The sequence below is a fragment of the Epibacterium ulvae genome (genome assembly GCF_018678075.1).
Taxonomy (GTDB): Bacteria; Pseudomonadota; Alphaproteobacteria; order Rhodobacterales; family Rhodobacteraceae; genus Epibacterium; species Epibacterium ulvae_A.
In genome coordinates this window covers 260402-276857 of sequence record NZ_JAHHIR010000035.1, presented here as the reverse complement: position 1 = coordinate 276857, position 16456 = coordinate 260402, and the positions used below count along the sequence as shown (strand labels likewise).

The window sequence follows — 16456 nt, the reverse complement described above, 5'->3', positions numbered from 1 at the left end:
CGGGCAGTGAACGCGTGGCTTGCCGTGGGACTTCGGAAAATAGGGCTCAAGACGCGCCATCTGCGCATCCGACAGCCAGAAGAGATCAGACAGGTTCACCGTTCAATTTTTCGGTCAGTGAATCATGCAAACAAACGGAAATCAATGGGTCCTGACCCTAGCGTAGTATTGGTTTTGGCTGTCCGCGCTGCAGATACTAGGTTACGGTCCGCACCTAATTTTCGCGCAAGTAACCATGTGCTGTAACAAAGGTGGCCACCGCAGCATACCAACCTTCTGGTCGGCGGCTGACGGAGGCAGAGGAGCTACTTTGTGACTCTATTCTTACCCACAATATTCCCTCGATGAATATCAAGAAATGTGGAATGCGCTCCGGTCAGACTACCGCGAACGATTGAAAACTGCTCTATTGGAACACTTTTGAGAAATTACATCCAGCAATGCCATTTGCGCAAAACTGCAGTTTAGATGTCAAAAACTGGCGGCTCGGCGTCAAAAAGTTTCACCTTATCTGTCATTCCTGATGCAAACCACACGAAACGACCTTTCTCAAATCTTTAAGCCCTTGTTTTTAAGTGGCTTCGGAAACTGCCCTAATACTAAAGTGACCACTAGAGTCATAAAAGTTGTCCTTTCGTTACTTAGGCTTTCGCGACAAACTAGGTACGACAGCCTCTACAGATTGTGGCGACAGTCACGACGACGAACACTATCGATAATATCATTGACCATGAGTTAAGGCCACGCCCAACATCACTGAGCTGGGGTCGTGCTCTCTGCAGTGAAGGCCTAGTCTTAGCCAAATTTCTAGATGTTACGAAGCCGACCAATGACTGCAACTCAACAAGCCGACATACATAGCCAGTGTCTGGCTTTCTTGAAAAGCACTTCAGGTCGGCATTCAATCTCTGAGCTGAGGAACGCCGGTACGCATTAGTCTATCTAGTTCTCTTCCTCAGCACTACCTTCCTTGTAGCCTTTTAGCAAAAGCCAAGCAGTCGCGACAAAGGATATAATAATCGCAAAAGTCAGCAATCCGGTCGTCATATCGGCAATGATATTGTTAAGTCGATCGCTCCGGAGAAGAACGGCAACTACGGCATGCCAAGCAAGAAGATAAGAAAACGCATCATACAAGAATATTCTAAATCGCTTCTTTGTCTCCCCCCAAAAAGAGATTTTCTCCCGCTGCTTTTCAACGTCTAAAGAAAATGAATTTATGAACGAATTCCTCATGTAGACCATGGAAAATGCAAAAACCGTAGCGATATCTCCCGTCGTCGACATGATTTCGGATAGTTTAATGTCACTAAATGCCCAGACAAATCCATTTATAATTAAGTACATCATCCCAAGCCACAGGATGCCCATAGCTAAAAACACAAACGAACGAACGAGACTTGCCCTGCGGCTTAGAGAGAACGACATCGTGCACTGAATTCCTTGTTATTTTCACGGAAAATTCTCTTGAATGTTGGCCAGTTGCAAGTTGAACCTTGGTTCTGCCCATCGAAAAGAACTAACCTAACCACCAGAAACAATAAATGCAGATTGCAATAACGAGTATTAGTGTCGGCAGATACATCGGGACCTCGATCGGAAGATATCGCTTCCAGTGGGCCAAATCATCACCACCGTCTTCAATCCCAGCCATCCAAATCTTAGCAAACCCGAGAGACATAAAACTTAGCATGAAAGTTATGATCCCGAGGTTACCCATCAAAGAGAGGTGTGTCTGATCGGTACTAAGCACTTCAAAACCAAAAAACCTCATCCCACCCAAGATAGATATCAGCAAAAACGCAGGGATGAGAAATGCCCAAATCGGCAACATCAACCACATTTTCCATTCTTTTTTGTTCCGCAATGCTTCACAGAGCGAAAACACCAACCCCAAACAAATTGGAGCAAGCATCAGCTCAGATGGCGCTAGTTCCATACCCGCCAGCAACAGCGCCATAACCGACAGAGCGAAGCCAGTTGCAGAAGTGCTTATCAGTTTCTCTGGGTCAACTATATTCATTGAAATTTTCCTCGTGTGTAAAATTGCTTGAACTGGCAACGTTACAAACCGCGTTCAACATCGCAACACCCACTTCGATCGCACGCAAATCAGCTTTCACAAAAATTCGGCCCCGACACCCCTCTGGCATGTCGATGGGTCGTACACCTAGCTTTTCCAACCTATTTGCAATCGTTCGAGTATTCGCCAACAACGCTTCCGCGAGGGTTTTTGCGGGCGCATAGGTCTCTAAGAATTGACCCATGTCAGCATACGAGACGATTGATATCGCTTTCCGAGAAATCGGGTGGCGCGACTTGGTTATCGGCAACAGGCCACTAGTTGTCAGGTGTTTCACAGCTGGATCATTCACCCCCAGAAGCCCACCCAACTCGTGTTTCATATAGCCCTTCGGTGCTGTCAGTTGCATCTGCTCTGCCACTTCAATGGGATCGAGCAAGACAGAGAGGTATCCATGTTGGGATGGATCTCGACCAACAAATTGCAGCCTGCCATCTAGGATCAAGTTTACGACCTCAGCAGCACTCGACACCGTTTTTCGACATGCAGTCTGGATATCGACATACTGATCGGATGGCTGCTCAGTGATTACCGCCCCGTCCGACAGCCGTTTCAGAAAGTTGTCGATTTCTGAAACATCATAACTAGGCCGCGCATCACCAGCGCCACCGATCGACTTGATGATGTTGTGGGCCAGCAGAACATCAAACTGCGCGCGTGGCGCATTGACTCGCCGTCTCGTCGCCACCTGACAGATCGACCCATTAAACTTTCGCAAGATCGGGTCGATGTCGTCAGCACGAAAAAGGACATTCTTTTCAAACTGCCCTGTCTTCGGATCCTTATCTAGGAATCCATTTGTATGAAGAATGTGCTTTATCTTCTTCGGCTCGATGCCAGTCGCAGCTTTGGCGGTTGCGATACTGTGGACTAGCCGACGCTTGCATGGCGCCCCCAAGACATCCTCGCCTTTGCCGATTGGATAGGTCGCAATAATATGCTTACGCATAATCTCTTTGATAGGCTGGTAAAGTTTAGACTTGGACGCCTCGAGCCAAAGGAAAAAATAGCCATAGAACCGGCGCTGAAACCATGTCGGTCCGCCGCCTTGGACATGTAGATCGTTCAGGCAAGCGCGAATAGCGGCCTCACCATTGCTAACGACTTCAAAGCCCGCTTCTCCGGCTTTGCAGCGTTGGCCCGGAGATAGCCCCCCAATCTGTTTGTCCGGGCCGAATGCCAACATGAGGCCCAATGCTTCACTTGCCATTGCAACTGCGTTGAAAGGTAATTTGTCCAGCCAAGGGTTTTGGGGAACTCCCTCTATACGCTTGGTCAGATAGCATTCGAGTTTGGTCGGTGATCGTTGAGTTCGTTCTTTAGAAAACCAATCTTGGCTGAATTCAAGATCACGCAACCGCCCCGAAAAATCATGCGGTCCTCTTGTGTGACAGATTTCCGCGATCTCCATGATAGGGATCTGATGTCGGCAGCATGTCCTTATGAATGGCACATGCCAGTATGCTTGGAGAGCCGCACCCTGCCGTGTTTGATCACTCAGATCGTCCGCGACGCAATATGGGCAAAAACGAAGTCGCGATCTTTGGATCCATCGCTTTTCTAGCTCCTGTCCCGCCACGGCGTATTGTGTTTCGCCAATGCGCTCGACGGCAAAGCGACTGAGGACTTTCAAGTCGACTCCGCCAAGCTGAGCGAGAGACGAGAGGGCATCTGCCCTCCCGTCCGCTACATCTTGCAGGCGAAAACCCATATCGAGACAGAAGTCCGTGCCGTATTCAATCCCATTTTTGCGACCCAATCGGGCCGCAAAAGATGCTGGTGTTTCTGCAGGGAGTATATCAACGCTCAAAGGAAGTGGCTTCGACATCAGCTCGCCCTCCGATAGCTATCGATTGCCTGGTTCAACTTTTCAGGCATGAGGTTATCGACACCGCCCAACAACTTGCCAGCATCAACGACTTTGAAGTCGTCTGTCACAAAGGGGTTAAGCGCATCAACGCAGCCGACCCTAGATCGATACATCTCGGCAAAGTTGTCGATACTTACGGTTTTACTGTCCTCCAACAAAGCTTCTTCGATCGCGCCAACAATCATTTCGACAGCGATGCCAAATTCTGAAGATGCAGCATGTATTAACCGGCGCAGGAAGAATCTGTTGTCGATTCCCTGGCCAGTCTTGAGCCCCACAGCGTCGATGTAGGACTCAAGCACACCCAAGATTTCAGGTCCATGCGTGGTGTAAGAAATTTGAGGAAAGTGGATCGGTTTGAAACGCCGCCACAGCTGAGGATCGAGGTTCATCAACTCTTTGAGCCAAGGTAGACCGGATAAGATTAAGCCAACTGGCCAATCCTTATTTTGCATAAACGATTTCAGGGTATTCATGACTGGTTTGATCTCGGTGCCCTTGGAATTTGAGATGAAATCCTGCGCTTCATCATAGTGCACGAAGAGCGTTCCGCGATTGCGGGCATGGAACTGCACCTTGTCCCATAGCCAGTTACTCGTCTTATTGCGCTCGATTTTCAGGCCGAAACCATGCAAGGTTTTCTCGCCCACGAATTTCAAGCTCGCCGGGCTGGGAACCCGAACTGACAGAGCTTCCAGCTTCACCGAACCATCCTGCCCCAGATTGAGTTGCGGATGACGTGCTGTCAGTCGATCAACAGCCGTGGTCTTTCCGCTGCCGGAATTCCCGACGACGATGAGCCCGCGACCTTCTGGTGTTCGACCAGCAGAAATATCTGCGCGTCGTCGCCACAAGAGACGGTTAAATTCCGTTTCCAGCTCTTTGTAGCCAGCGTGGCTAACGAAACGGGCGGATAGGTCAGCCACAATGTGGCTGACCTCGTCAAGACGTCCGATATCCATTACGCGTCCTCCAGACGCCACGTCGGCGCACGGCTGAAATCTGGTGTCGGTTCATCCACATCTGGTGCAATGACTGGCGTTGGAAAACTTGCAGTCTTCCCACCCCCAGCAAACCGCTGCCCAAGCAGGCCGCGTGGCTTGGACTTCCCGGTATCAGCTTGACCCGCAATGACATTCAAACCAAGGAACAGCTTCTTGCGGTTCTGATTTACCTGTTCAGGAGTCAAAGCCTGCGGGGTCACACCAATGCGCAAACAAGCCTGCCGATCCAATTCGGAAATGTCATCAATTGCCTGATCAATACAGCTTTGGTTGATGTCAGCTTCGGCCTTATATTTACGCCGCAGTATCTGGCACGTGTGGGTCCAGGCCTCCAGCGACATGCCGTCAAACCCTGTCGCCAGGGGCTTCGCGGGCACCCATCCGCCCTCAAGATTCACCTCGATGCAACCTAAGTCGCTGCGATCGACACGAATATCGATCTTACGTTTGTTTGATTTCAGGAAATGGTCGCGCAACTCGGGATTGGTATAGTGAATTCCACAAAACCGAACGCCTCGACCTGATACGGTTCTTGAGTACTTTTGACCAAGAGCTGCCAAACGATGGCGTCGATCGGGCGGCGCTAGCCGCCCCACCCTTTCAACTTGCTCCGCCCAACAATTGGCGGGCGTCTGTCCGTTCAGGCCCGCATGAGGTTTCTGATGGTAAACGTCAACCACGAAACGAATGAGGACTTCTGCGAGTTGGTCATCGGTCAGCGCCGCAATCTTTTCAGGTTCGAAATCCCCTTTCTGCACAACGTTGGAGAATGTTCTCGCCGAGAGCAAAGGCATGAGCTCGAGGGCAAACGTATTGAAGAACCTCTCAACGTGCCCCCGAAGCTTGGGAACATCGCAAGCTGCATGATGATCTTTGTGATCTGGGTGAGACCTGTTGCCCAAACCGTGTGGCCCGACTGGCCAAATTGGCTGGGATATACGCGCAAATCGGATATAAACGCCGCCCTGGCAAGTACGGTGGCAAACCATCAGTCGTCGTCGATAATACGTTAGACCGTCAGTTCGATGTCGAGGCCCCCAACAGCGTCTGGGTAACAGATATCACCTATATCAAAACGCACGAAGGGTTCTCATATCTCGCGGTCGTAATTGACCTGTTCTCACGCCGCGTCGTGGGGTGGTCGATGCAAAACCGCCAGCCAACGGATTTGGTGTTGCAAGCGTTACTCATGGCCGTTTGGCGACGCAAACCAACCAACAAAGTTTTAGTGCATTCAGACCAGGGTTCACAGTTCACCAGTATTGATTGGGCGTCGTTTCTCAAGCACCACAATCTGGAACACAGTATGAGCCGTCGCGGGAATTGCCATGATAATGCCGTGGCCGAGAGCTTCTTCAACCTGCTTAAACGCGAACGCATCCGTCGCAGGACATACAAAACCAGAGAAGACGCAAGATCTGACGTGTTCGACTACATCGAGATGTTCTACAATCCTAAGCGCAAACACGCTAGGAATGGGATGTTGTCGCCAGCGGCCTTTGAAAGGCAACAACAACGGAAGCTGCAAGGCGTCTAACAAACTAGGGGCTATTCAACAATCAGCACGACTTCAGCAAGTTACAAGAGAAATTGGGATAACTGTGATGATGCCATTTGAGACTACGCGAAGCGAACAGGAGGTATTCGACGAACTCGAGGCTCTCTGCGGCAACAAAGGCTACATCCACATCCTCGCATACCTATCATTTCGAGACAATTTCATTTCTTACTCGAAAGAGATGACACCTGAGGCAATGTCGGCGTCATATGACAAATCGCGTACTATAAGGACCGAATTTTCTACGCTGCTAGGCTTGATGATGAAAAGCCCGATAGACTTCTCGATGCCGTCACCGCAGAAAATGCAATCTATGATCGAGAAAACACATGCACTCCTAAGTGAGATGCATGCCTGCTTAAGCCAGCCAATGTTTGGCGCAATAAAAGAGGCTGCAGCCGAACATGCTGCGGGCGGTGCATCAGAATTGCAGAGCCCTTTCCGGCGCGGTGACGTTTTGAGAGAGCCAATTTTCTATGGCGGGGAGTCTGCTTACAGCTTCCAATATCGAGACTTCGCTGCCGAAAGATACGCCAAGGATGAAGATTGGCTCGTCGCCAACCGAGGTTTCAAGATTACGGACGGTCATACAATAGCTTCAGCATTAACACGACTGCAAAACCGCAAATTGATTGAAACTAAGAACGGAATGGCGAAGCTGGATCCGTCAGAATGGACGTTGTTGCCAGGGTTCACGTTCTCCCTAGAAGAGCTAAGCAAGGAAGCAGCGTTGCCGGTCGAAATCGTTGAAGCCGCTTTGAACTCGCTGGCTGCGCCCGATGGTCCCACAAACGCAGGCTTTTCGACGCTTGGGAGTTTTAACGTTGCAAATGCATTACCGATCCTGAGGTCAGAAGCCGAAGAATTCATTTCGCTACAGACTTACGGGGTCGTTGAGGCGCTCTATGACTCTCCATTCTATTGGATGGCCGAGGACAAAAAGTATAGAGATATCGCGTTTAAACACCGTGGCGAATTCACAGAGGAATGTGTTGCTGCTCGGTTAATGTCAGTTTTTGGGAAAGCCAACGTATATAAAAACGTTGACGTATTTGATGGTAAATCCCGAGTTTGCGAAGTTGATATACTCGTGCTGTTTGCAGACCGCGCCTTGGTTATCCAATGCAAATCAAAAAAACTTACCTTGGAAGCGCGCAAAGGAAACGATCTGCAGCTCAGAGGGGATTTCAAGAAATCTGTTCAAGATGCCTACGATCAAGCTTTCTTATGCGCGGGTGCACTTAGTGACACGGATCTACGGTTTGTCACCGAAGCAGGGTCAGACCTTGAAATCCCCAATATTTCAGAGGCCTACCCAATCTGCGTGGTTTCCGATCACTACCCGGCTCTCGCAGTTCAAGCCCGCCATTTTCTAGAGCATCAGCATGACGATGTGATTCAGGCACCTTTGGTTACCGACGTGTTTCTAATTGATGTGCTAGCCGAAATGCTACCAAATCCACTGTGGTTTTTGAGTTATATCAACCGGCGGGCAAACTTTGATCAACGTGTCATGTCCGTCAATGAACTTACGATCTTGGGGTTTCACCTAACACAAAACCTCTGGGTTGAAGATGATCTCAATATGATGATCTTGACGGATGACCTTGCTATTGAGCTCGACACGGCGATGACCGTCAGGCGTGAGGGTATCGAAGGTAATCGAACGCCAAACGGTATCATGACCAAACTCGGAGCGACCCTGGTTGGGCGAATTCTAAGATCAATCGAAAATCAGCAAGAACCGGCTTTGGTTGATCTTGGGTTTATGCTCTTGAAGCTAAGTGGCGAAGCGATCGATGATCTAAATAGTGGACTCGGTCAGATCAGTAAACTTGCCAAAGAAGATGGGGAAAATCATGATTTTACCATCGGGTTTGATGGCAAAAGTGCCGGACTAACAGTTCATTGTGGATCACTGCAAAACACTGAGGCTCTCGAAAAGTTACGCTATCACTGTGAACTCAGAAAATATGCACATCGTGCTGAAAGCTGGTTTGGTTTGGTTGTACGCTCAGGCGACGGCCTTCCTAAATTTGGGCTCCATTTGACGTTTCCCTGGAAACACGACGAGGCTTTGAGCGCCGCGACCAAAGACATGCCAAAAACAAGCCAGCGATCACCTTTACCTAGAGATGTGGGCCGCCGGAAAATAGGTCGGAATGAGAAATGTCCCTGTGGTAGCGGGAAGAAGTACAAAAAGTGCTGCATAAGATAATTTCAGAATAGACGTCGGCTGCGTTGCAGATCACCACCGCGTACGTTCGATTATGCTGTTCAAGCAAGACGCCATGATCCGATCAATTGAGTGGCGACTGGCAAAACTCAATCCCCAAAACCCACACTGTGATATCGGGATCGAGTGGTCGGGTTTGCAACTCCGACCACCCAACTCACTCGCAGTACCTAGAGTGTCATCGCTTTATTACACCGTACCGCTCATAGGCCTTCAACAGCGCTGCCGTGAACTCGGCAGTTTCTACCGTCATACTGCCTAATTCAGGCCAGGCAAACGGTTCTGAGAACTGGGAAATCTCTTGCTCCAACTCAAGCCCGAGCTTTGCCGCAACCGCTAATGCGGACTTAGGCTCTTTTTCTTCGGGCCACAGCATCTCGTCAAATGTGATCCAGACCTCTTCTCCATCCAAGAGACTGATTTCTGCTCGCATTGCGCCTAGCCGTTCGTTGACTGAAGTCGCGTCTTCGAGCAACGCACACCGGATTAGTGTTGAGACGGTTTCCTCATCCAAGTGCAGAGTATGCCTAGGTTCAACGATCCGCACCTCCGGGTTTTCTCGTTGCGCCGTATCTGGCGTCTGCACTGGCTCACCGGGAAACTGATCATCAAACGGCTCAGCGTGGATGTTGAGAGGGTGCGTGCCGCAGTTGGGGCAGTGCCAATAGTTCTCAGCCACTTGTGAACCTGTAATCTGCGCATCACAGCTGTGACAATACCAATTGGCGGCGTCCCCACCTCGCAGCGGGTGGCGTGCCACCCCATCAAGATCCGCTTTTGTCGATCGGCGAGGCCAATCGACTGCCATTTGCGCGCGTATTCGTGTGCTGCGCACTTGAGCGATCTCAATGAGTTTGGCCAGAAAGCGGGAATCTTTGACCGGGCTCGTTTTCGAGTGGCGCTCATCAATCTCAACGATCGGTGCTTTAAATGGAGCTTCCGGAACTCGTAAGTCCCACCCTTTTCCAGTGACAACGACGTCCCCGGAGCAGTCTCCGATCTTGTATGCGTGGCCGCAAAGCTCACCTTCCTCCCATTTTGGTTCCTTGAAGAACAAGGTATCAGGGCTTGGGACGACTGGACCCGTCTTCGCGCCAGCTTCGCGTACAAACGCTTCGGCCCGAGCGACATCCTCGTCGTTCGGATGCCAGTCGCCCTTCGTCGCATCGTTTAGTGCTTTCCAATGAACGAACCCAAACTCCTTTGCAAAGGCGTTTAAAGCTTCATTGTGCGCCATAGCGGTCGCGCGCGCGTACCGCTTGCCCAGCATTCTTAATTTTTTCATCTGATAGTCTATCAAGTGTCATCTCCGATAGGATTTGACTAGGTGCCCACTGCTAATCATCCTGCGCAATTTACGCAGAGTTTCAATTCAAAGCTGAATACGCTGCTTAGCTTTGCATGGCGGGCACACCGGCCTGCGATAAGGCCGACTAGTTGGTATGACTTCTATCGAATTTGGTCAAGCGGCCCCTTTCCGAAGCCGACGTTGACGAAATTGCCCAGAAGGACATATTGAACCCCATTTGGGAATGGAGGGTTAAAATTTATGCAGATGCCAAAAGGAATAGTGAACGATCAATTTCTTACAGAGTTGATAGATCCCAACGATGAAATTGGTAAGGGAACTACGCGTAAGGTCTTTGGTGCAATTGGGGCACCGGATTTTGTAATAAAAGAAAGTCACAGACCTTTTCATTACAGTAATTTCGTTGAGTGGACAGTATGGCACGCGGTTCAAGAAATGGCCGAAGACATCATGGGAAACGAAACCAATCCGCATTTAGCAAAATATTTTGCGCGATCGGTTGCGATTTCGCACTCCGCAAAATTCCTGTTGATGGAACGGCTGCAACCTTTGGAAAACGCAGCTCACCTTCAACTGAAGGATTTCCCAACTTGGCTAAACGATCGAAAGCCAAACGCATTTGGCTTGGCTAAAGATGGCAGTATCAAAGTCATGGACTACGCCATGGTGAATTTTTACCATGTTCTTAATCCTCTAAATGGGCATAAGCCATTTTGAGATGTACTGCCCAGAACCACCATTGCCGACGGTCTGGATTGTCGCGGCGCAGCGCATCATTCCGAACATTCAATGCCTAAGTGTCGAATTCTGCCTCATGTTCGACATCGCCCCAATGCTTGTTCGGTGACAGCTTCTTTGTCCGGCGCACGATGTCGCTAAAGTTGATAGGCATGAATTCCCAGACGTCGACGCCAACATTCACCGAATTGCGCGACCCGCGCCAGTTATTATGAACATGGCCGAAGAGCTGTAGCGCGCCTCTGCGAGCGTGATTCCAAGTGATCATCGGGTAGTGGCAGAGCGTGTTGAGCTGGTTTTGGGGGCCGTCACGCAGTTCAGCGAAGTGAGAGACTGAATCCCAGGGTAGCTCCAGTGTTGGTTTGTGATCGTGGTTGCCGATAATCAGGTGACGTTCAGCACCCGGCAACTGATTGAAAATTTTCTCAACATAAGTGCTGTCCTTGGCCTTGGAGCCAAATGCAAAGTCGCCCAGAATCCAAAGCTGGTCTTCCGGGCCAACCACCTTCCACATTTTTTCCAACATCGCACCATCCATCTGTGATGCCGACACGAAGGGGCGATTGCAAAACCGCATGATGTTTTCATGGCCGAAATGCGTGTCGGCAGTGTACCAGATTGTCATTGAGTGTTCTTTCGGTTCAGTCAGCCCGCCAGAGCCCGAAATTCCTCGGGTGTGTAGTCGAGCGCCAGTAATTTCAGAAAAATTAGATCCAGAGGCAATTGCGTCTCCATCCAGCGTATTTCCTCTGCTCGGATGCTCAAATTGTATCCGCAACGTTTATCGACGCTGACGCATATCTCGCGCCCATTGAAGAAATCCCAAAGCACCAGAGTGAAAAAGGTATCTTTTTGGTCCGTTTGGGTCGTTATGCCCGAACATTGCGCCAGAACTTCTGGAACAACAGTCACCAAAGCATCCCACGCCTGCTGCTGCTCAGTCACACTTAAGGGTTTTGCAGTTAGAGGCATCTCTTGAGCAGCCGATTTAAGCGCCAAGACGGGGGCAAATTTCACCCGAAATGTTTCTACGGAACCTAGCGTTCGAGGAGAAACCTTATCCATCATTCTGATCTTATTTGGGCGAAGACTGCATTTTGCAGCGCTGAAGCACTGATTGTATGTATACCTAATTTCATCACTTTTCCCTCGGTATTGCAGACATCACATATGCGCAAATTGAGCCCATAAGCAGTTTCACATGGTTCAATGAAGAAATGTGATCACACCAGATTTGAGCGCCCTAAGTTCGCACATTCACAGTATACTTCATAGACCAAACGGTAAAGACCCATGATGCCGATAGGATGGAAGAACTATCGGATAAGTTACTCACTTCATTTGCCTTTGTCGTGCGCCAGCGTCGACTGGAGCTTGGGCTAACGCAAGAAGAACTCGCACACAGGGCGAATGTGTCGATGCGCTATGTATCTCTTTTGGAGACGAAGAAGCACCGACCAACGCTTGAAACGATAAACGGCCTAAGCAAAGGTCTTGAGATGACAATGACCGAGTTGGTTCGAAAAATTGAGGAAACGCTCAATAAAGCGTAACCTCAATTTTTACATTTTAAATCAAAGCGTTGGAGCGATGCCGCACCTATTCCAAAGGTCGTTTTGTGACGCAAAAGGCCGTGTCGGCTGACCCGTTTCAATTCCAGACAAAGCTGTGGATTGCCCCATAGTATTGCCATTTCACTTTTATAAACCCTTGAATTCGTTGCCACGATAATACGCCATTGCAAGCAACTTTGCCATTCGTGACCCCATAAAATTGCCATTCAAGCGCAAACCTCGCAATTTTGGCAAACCTATTCCCGATGAGGTGATTCCCGACCTTCAATCATATCAATCGCTTTCAGCATGGCGTGAAGTTCGGTTCGAACCACATCAAGGCGTGCCAAGGCGTTCGCCTCTCTTCTTCCTGCAAGGATGAGCACTGCCGAAAGTACGGCATCAGAATTTCGTATCAGTTCGATTAGATGTTCCCCTGCTGGTGCATGAGAACCTGAAATCCAGTTTCGTGCAGTCCGTTCGCTAACTCCAGTCCACCGCATCGTCGTCTTGGTCGCCTGATGTGTACCACCTAACTCTGCCGTCAACGCGATCCAAATGGCTTCACGATATTCTACCTGCGGATTCAATTTTTTACTCGTGTTTTGAAAAGTGTTGCCTGTCTTAGGAAACATGTTGCCGCCCTTCCTCTGTTAGAAATGGAACAAGGAATCGCAGACGACCTGTGCAAATTTAAGAACCCGAACGAAGGAGAGAAGAAGCATTGAATTTGTCAGATCGCGATCATTTAGAGGCTCGCAACCCAAAGGCGCGCAAAGCGGCACAGTATGTTCGCATGTCGACAGACCATCAGCGCTACTCGACCGAGAACCAGTCCGACGCGATTGGGCGCTACGCTGCAGAACGCGGTTACCAGATCATTGAAACTTATACCGATTCCGGCAAAAGCGGATTACGGATTGAAGGCCGAGATGGCTTGACGCAGTTGCTTGAGGACATCCAAGCAGGAAAGACAGATTTCAATACCGTTCTCGTATACGATATCAGCCGCTGGGGTCGGTTTCAGGATGCCGATGAGAGCGCATATTATGAATATATCTGCAAACGTGCAGGCATAGCAGTCGAGTATTGTGCCGAGCAATTTGAGAACGACGGCAGCCCAGTTTCCACCATCGTCAAGGGCGTCAAACGCGCAATGGCAGGTGAATATAGTCGTGAATTGTCACAAAAGGTTTTTGCAGGCCAGTCTCGTTTGATTGAGATGGGATATCGTCAAGGCGGCCCGCCAGGGTTTGGTTTGCGGCGGATGTTGATTGACGAAGCCGGCACCCAGAAAGGGGTTCTTACTCGAGGCGAACACAAGAGCATTCAGACGGACCGTGTAACACTTGTACCGGGCCCCGACGATGAAATCGCGGTCGTGAACCAGATTTTTCATAGCTTTGTAGACGACAATAAATCAGAAGCCGCGATCGCGGCCGATTTGAATACGAAGGGCATCAAAACTGACTTGGACAGGGACTGGACTCCGTCGGTGGTGCGCCAGCTACTCTCAAACGAAAAATATATCGGCAATAATATCTGGAATCGCAACTCCTTCAAACTGAAGAAGCGACACGTACGCAATAGCCCTGAACATTGGGTGCGATCCGTAGGCGCGTTTGAGGCGATCGTAGATACTGGACTGTTTGCTGCGGCTCGTGCTGTTTTCACAGCAAGGGCTCAACGTTATTCCGATGAAGAAATGCTGGATGGACTGCGAGACGCACTTGAAATTCACGGTTTTCTATCTGGATTTGTAATCAACGAAGCCAGCGCCTTACCATCTAGCGGCGCGTATCAAAGCAGGTTTGGCAGTTTACTGAGGGCTTACAGATTGGTCGGTTTCACACCCGACAGAGATTATCGATACATCGAGATCAACAAACGTCTGCGGAAGATCCATTCCGGGATCATTTTTGAGACGGTGGATGGCATCGAACAGATCGGCGGGCACATTCAACAAGATCCCAAATCCGGCCTGCTGACGATCAACCATGAATTTTGTGCATCTGTCGTCATTGCCAGATGTACACAAACCGGTGCTGGTGCGTATCGATGGAACATACGGCTGGATACCGGTCACTTGCCGGACATCACTGTGGTTGTGCGCATGGACCGCGCCAATGAGGCGCCACTTGACTATTACCTTATACCTACAGCTGACATGACACTTCCAAAGTTGCGCCTTTCGGAAAGTAACGGTCTGTCGCTCGACGCATACCGTTTTGATGACCTCGCCCATTTTTTCTCCATGGCCGAGCGCACTTCAATCTTGGAGGTCGCATGATGTCTGATACCCCGCAGGAACATACCGAATTGATTGCGGTTGATACGATCACAGTGGTCAACCCTCGGGTCCGCAATCAAAAGGTCTTTGATGAAATCGTCGATAATATCGCTGAACTTGGTCTGAAACGTCCAATCACAGTTGCTGCCCGCAAAGATGATGAGAGTGGTGTCCTTTCATACGAACTTGTCTGCGGCCAAGGTCGATTAGAGGCCTTCAAGACCCTAAAACAAGAGAAAATACCGGCGGTCGTCATCACGGCAAGCTCTGAGGATTGCCTTGTGATGAGCTTGGTAGAGAACCTCGCGCGAAGACAACATCATTCACTCGAACTGTTGAGGGACATCAAGCGCCTCAAGGACAGTGGATATTCCGAACGTGAAATCGCCGCGAAGACCCAACTCTCGATCAAATACGTTCACGGCGTTATTCGGTTATTGGAGAGCCATGAACATCGACTTCTGCGCGCCGTTGAAAGCGGAAGAATCCCTGTGAGCGTAGCGGTCGATATCGCCGAAGCCGATGATGTTGGTGTGCAAGCAGTGTTGCGCCAGGCCTATGAAAGTAAGGTTTTGCGAGGCGGTCGCCTCATGGCGGCGAAACGCTTGGTCGAAGCACGCAAAAATTTTGGTAAGGGGCGTGGCACATCTGACAAGCGAAACCGCAAAAATCTCTCAGTCGAAACTTTGCTACGCACATACCAAAACGACGTCGAGAAAAAGAAAATTCTGCTGCGCAAGGCCGGGGCGACCCGAAGCGAAATCCTGTTTCTGACACAGTCCTTGAAGACGCTGCTTTCAGACGAAAATTTTGTCACGCTTTTGCGCGCCGAAGGCCTTTCCGACATTCCCAAGACGATTGCAGATCGATTGACCCGGACTGAAGGAGCCATCACATGACAACTGAGGACGAAGAAAGGGTCGTTGCAGCGGCATTTGAACGTAATTTGCTGCGCATTGCTTTTGATCATATTGCACCACTGTATGTCGTAAGCCCGCAAACAAAGGAAACGATCAAATTCAAACGAATTGCCGCATCCATTGCGGAGATTGGCCTCGTCGAACCGATCGTTGTGTCGCGCGATCAAAGGGACCCTACGCAATACACATTGCTAGATGGTCATTTGCGCCTAGAAGTGTTGAAGGACCAAGGTGCTGCGGACACCCCGTGCATTATTTCCACCGATGACGAAGCCTTCACCTACAATAAGCGGATCAGCAGGCTTGCGACTATCCAAGAACACAAAATGATCCTGCGTGCGTTAACCCTTGGTGCATCCGAAGAGCGATTGGCGAAAGCACTGAACGTAAACATCAGAACGCTTCAAGAAAAGAGGCGTCTGCTTGACGGCATTTGCTCGGAGGCTGCAGAGATGCTGAAAGACAAGCAGGTCGCACTCACCGGATTTCAAATCCTTAAGAAGATGAAGCCGATGCGCCAGATCGAGGCAGCACAGCTGATGGTCGCCATGAACAAGTTCACGATCAATTATGCACGGTCTCTTTTGGCGGCAACGCCGGAAAGTCTGCTGGTGTCGGCAGCAACGCCGAAGCAGATCAGAGGGATATCGCGTGAGCAACTTGATTTGATGGAGCGCGAGTCTGCGAATTTGGAACGCGAAGTGCGCCTTGTTGAGGACAGCTATGGTACCGACCATCTCGATCTGGTGCTCGCACGTGGGTACATCTCCAAACTGATGAGTTGCGATCGCATCACAAGGTATCTGTCGCTGCATCACTCAGATTACGTGCCCGCATTTGAGAAGATCACGGAGACGGAAGCTTTCGCATCCTGATTGATTTGAGCGTTTTGCTA

General features: G+C 49.9%; 15 protein-coding genes and 2 pseudogenes. 7 read left to right on the top strand and 10 right to left on the bottom strand.

What is annotated here, in order from left to right; all coding sequences use genetic code 11:
- The 6 genes and pseudogenes from KMP13_RS10560 to KMP13_RS10535 all read right to left on the bottom strand — a co-directional run.
- A pseudogene (locus KMP13_RS10560) lies at nt 1–93 on the bottom strand (IS5/IS1182 family transposase); the annotation flags it as partial.
- Nucleotides 94–942: 849 nt separating this feature from the next.
- Complete coding sequence (locus KMP13_RS10555) at nt 943–1428, bottom strand: hypothetical protein (protein WP_215265809.1); 486 nt, start codon at nt 1426–1428, stop codon at nt 943–945.
- A 91-nt stretch (nt 1429–1519) separates the two neighbouring features.
- Nucleotides 1520–2023: a hypothetical protein gene (locus KMP13_RS10550; RefSeq protein WP_215265808.1), complete on the bottom strand. Its 504-nt coding sequence runs from the start codon at nt 2021–2023 to the stop codon at nt 1520–1522.
- Complete coding sequence (locus tag KMP13_RS10545; protein ID WP_215265807.1) at nt 2010–3911, bottom strand: TniQ family protein; 1902 nt, start codon at nt 3909–3911, stop codon at nt 2010–2012. The genes KMP13_RS10550 and KMP13_RS10545 overlap by 14 nt, the downstream gene beginning before the upstream one ends.
- Nucleotides 3911–4915 (bottom strand): ATP-binding protein, encoded by a 1005-nt coding sequence (locus KMP13_RS10540; RefSeq protein WP_215265806.1) that lies wholly within the window; start codon nt 4913–4915, stop codon nt 3911–3913. The genes KMP13_RS10545 and KMP13_RS10540 overlap by 1 nt, the downstream gene beginning before the upstream one ends.
- On the bottom strand, nt 4915–5751 hold the full coding sequence (locus KMP13_RS10535; protein WP_215265805.1) for a Mu transposase C-terminal domain-containing protein: 837 nt from the start codon (nt 5749–5751) through the stop codon (nt 4915–4917). Before KMP13_RS10535 ends, KMP13_RS10540 begins: the two co-directional genes overlap by 1 nt.
- Nucleotides 5752–5807: 56 nt before the next feature.
- Here KMP13_RS10535 and KMP13_RS10530 point away from each other — a divergent pair.
- Both KMP13_RS10530 and KMP13_RS20480 read left to right on the top strand, forming a co-directional pair.
- Nucleotides 5808–6494 (top strand): annotated as a pseudogene (locus KMP13_RS10530) (IS3 family transposase); the annotation flags it as partial.
- A gap of 67 nt (nt 6495–6561) precedes the next feature.
- Nucleotides 6562–8733, top strand: coding sequence for an SEC-C metal-binding domain-containing protein (locus KMP13_RS20480; RefSeq protein WP_251363789.1), 2172 nt, complete (start codon nt 6562–6564; stop codon nt 8731–8733).
- 196 nt (nt 8734–8929) lie between these two features.
- Here the strand turns inward: KMP13_RS20480 and KMP13_RS10520 are convergent, their stop codons facing one another.
- On the bottom strand, nt 8930–10051 hold the full coding sequence (locus tag KMP13_RS10520) for a hypothetical protein (protein WP_215265804.1): 1122 nt from the start codon (nt 10049–10051) through the stop codon (nt 8930–8932).
- A gap of 249 nt (nt 10052–10300) precedes the next feature.
- Here KMP13_RS10520 and KMP13_RS10515 point away from each other — a divergent pair, with 249 nt between their 5' ends.
- On the top strand, nt 10301–10777 hold the full coding sequence (locus tag KMP13_RS10515) for a hypothetical protein (RefSeq protein WP_215265803.1): 477 nt from the start codon (nt 10301–10303) through the stop codon (nt 10775–10777).
- A gap of 76 nt (nt 10778–10853) precedes the next feature.
- Here the strand turns inward: KMP13_RS10515 and KMP13_RS10510 are convergent, their stop codons facing one another.
- Together KMP13_RS10510 and KMP13_RS10505 are read right to left on the bottom strand one after the other, a co-directional pair.
- The gene (locus KMP13_RS10510) at nt 10854–11423 is read right to left on the bottom strand and encodes a metallophosphoesterase (RefSeq protein WP_215265802.1); all 570 of its coding nucleotides are present in this window, start codon (nt 11421–11423) and stop codon (nt 10854–10856) included.
- 20 nt (nt 11424–11443) lie between these two features.
- Entirely contained in the window at nt 11444–11866 is a 423-nt protein-coding gene (locus KMP13_RS10505; protein ID WP_215265801.1) for a hypothetical protein, read from the bottom strand.
- 239 nt (nt 11867–12105) lie between these two features.
- Between KMP13_RS10505 and KMP13_RS10500 the strand changes: the two genes are divergently transcribed.
- Nucleotides 12106–12351 (top strand): helix-turn-helix domain-containing protein, encoded by a 246-nt coding sequence (locus KMP13_RS10500; RefSeq protein WP_215265800.1) that lies wholly within the window; start codon nt 12106–12108, stop codon nt 12349–12351.
- 257 nt (nt 12352–12608) lie between these two features.
- Here the strand turns inward: KMP13_RS10500 and KMP13_RS10495 are convergent, their stop codons facing one another.
- Nucleotides 12609–12986 carry a hypothetical protein gene (locus tag KMP13_RS10495; protein ID WP_215265799.1) on the bottom strand — a complete coding sequence of 126 codons (378 nt, stop codon included), beginning with the start codon at nt 12984–12986 and terminating at the stop codon, nt 12609–12611.
- Nucleotides 12987–13147: 161 nt separating this feature from the next.
- Between KMP13_RS10495 and KMP13_RS10490 the strand changes: the two genes are divergently transcribed.
- From KMP13_RS10490 to KMP13_RS10480, 3 genes are read left to right on the top strand one after another with little or no spacing between them, the layout of a single operon-like run.
- Nucleotides 13148–14641 (top strand): recombinase family protein, encoded by a 1494-nt coding sequence (locus KMP13_RS10490; protein ID WP_215265826.1) that lies wholly within the window; start codon nt 13148–13150, stop codon nt 14639–14641.
- The gene (locus tag KMP13_RS10485) at nt 14641–15540 is read left to right on the top strand and encodes a plasmid partitioning protein RepB C-terminal domain-containing protein (protein WP_251363788.1); all 900 of its coding nucleotides are present in this window, start codon (nt 14641–14643) and stop codon (nt 15538–15540) included. Before KMP13_RS10490 ends, KMP13_RS10485 begins: the two co-directional genes overlap by 1 nt.
- A complete protein-coding gene (locus tag KMP13_RS10480) occupies nt 15537–16436 on the top strand; it encodes a plasmid partitioning protein RepB C-terminal domain-containing protein (protein WP_215265797.1) in 900 nt (299 codons plus the stop codon). The genes KMP13_RS10485 and KMP13_RS10480 overlap by 4 nt, the downstream gene beginning before the upstream one ends.
- Nucleotides 16437–16456 lie beyond the last annotated feature (20 nt).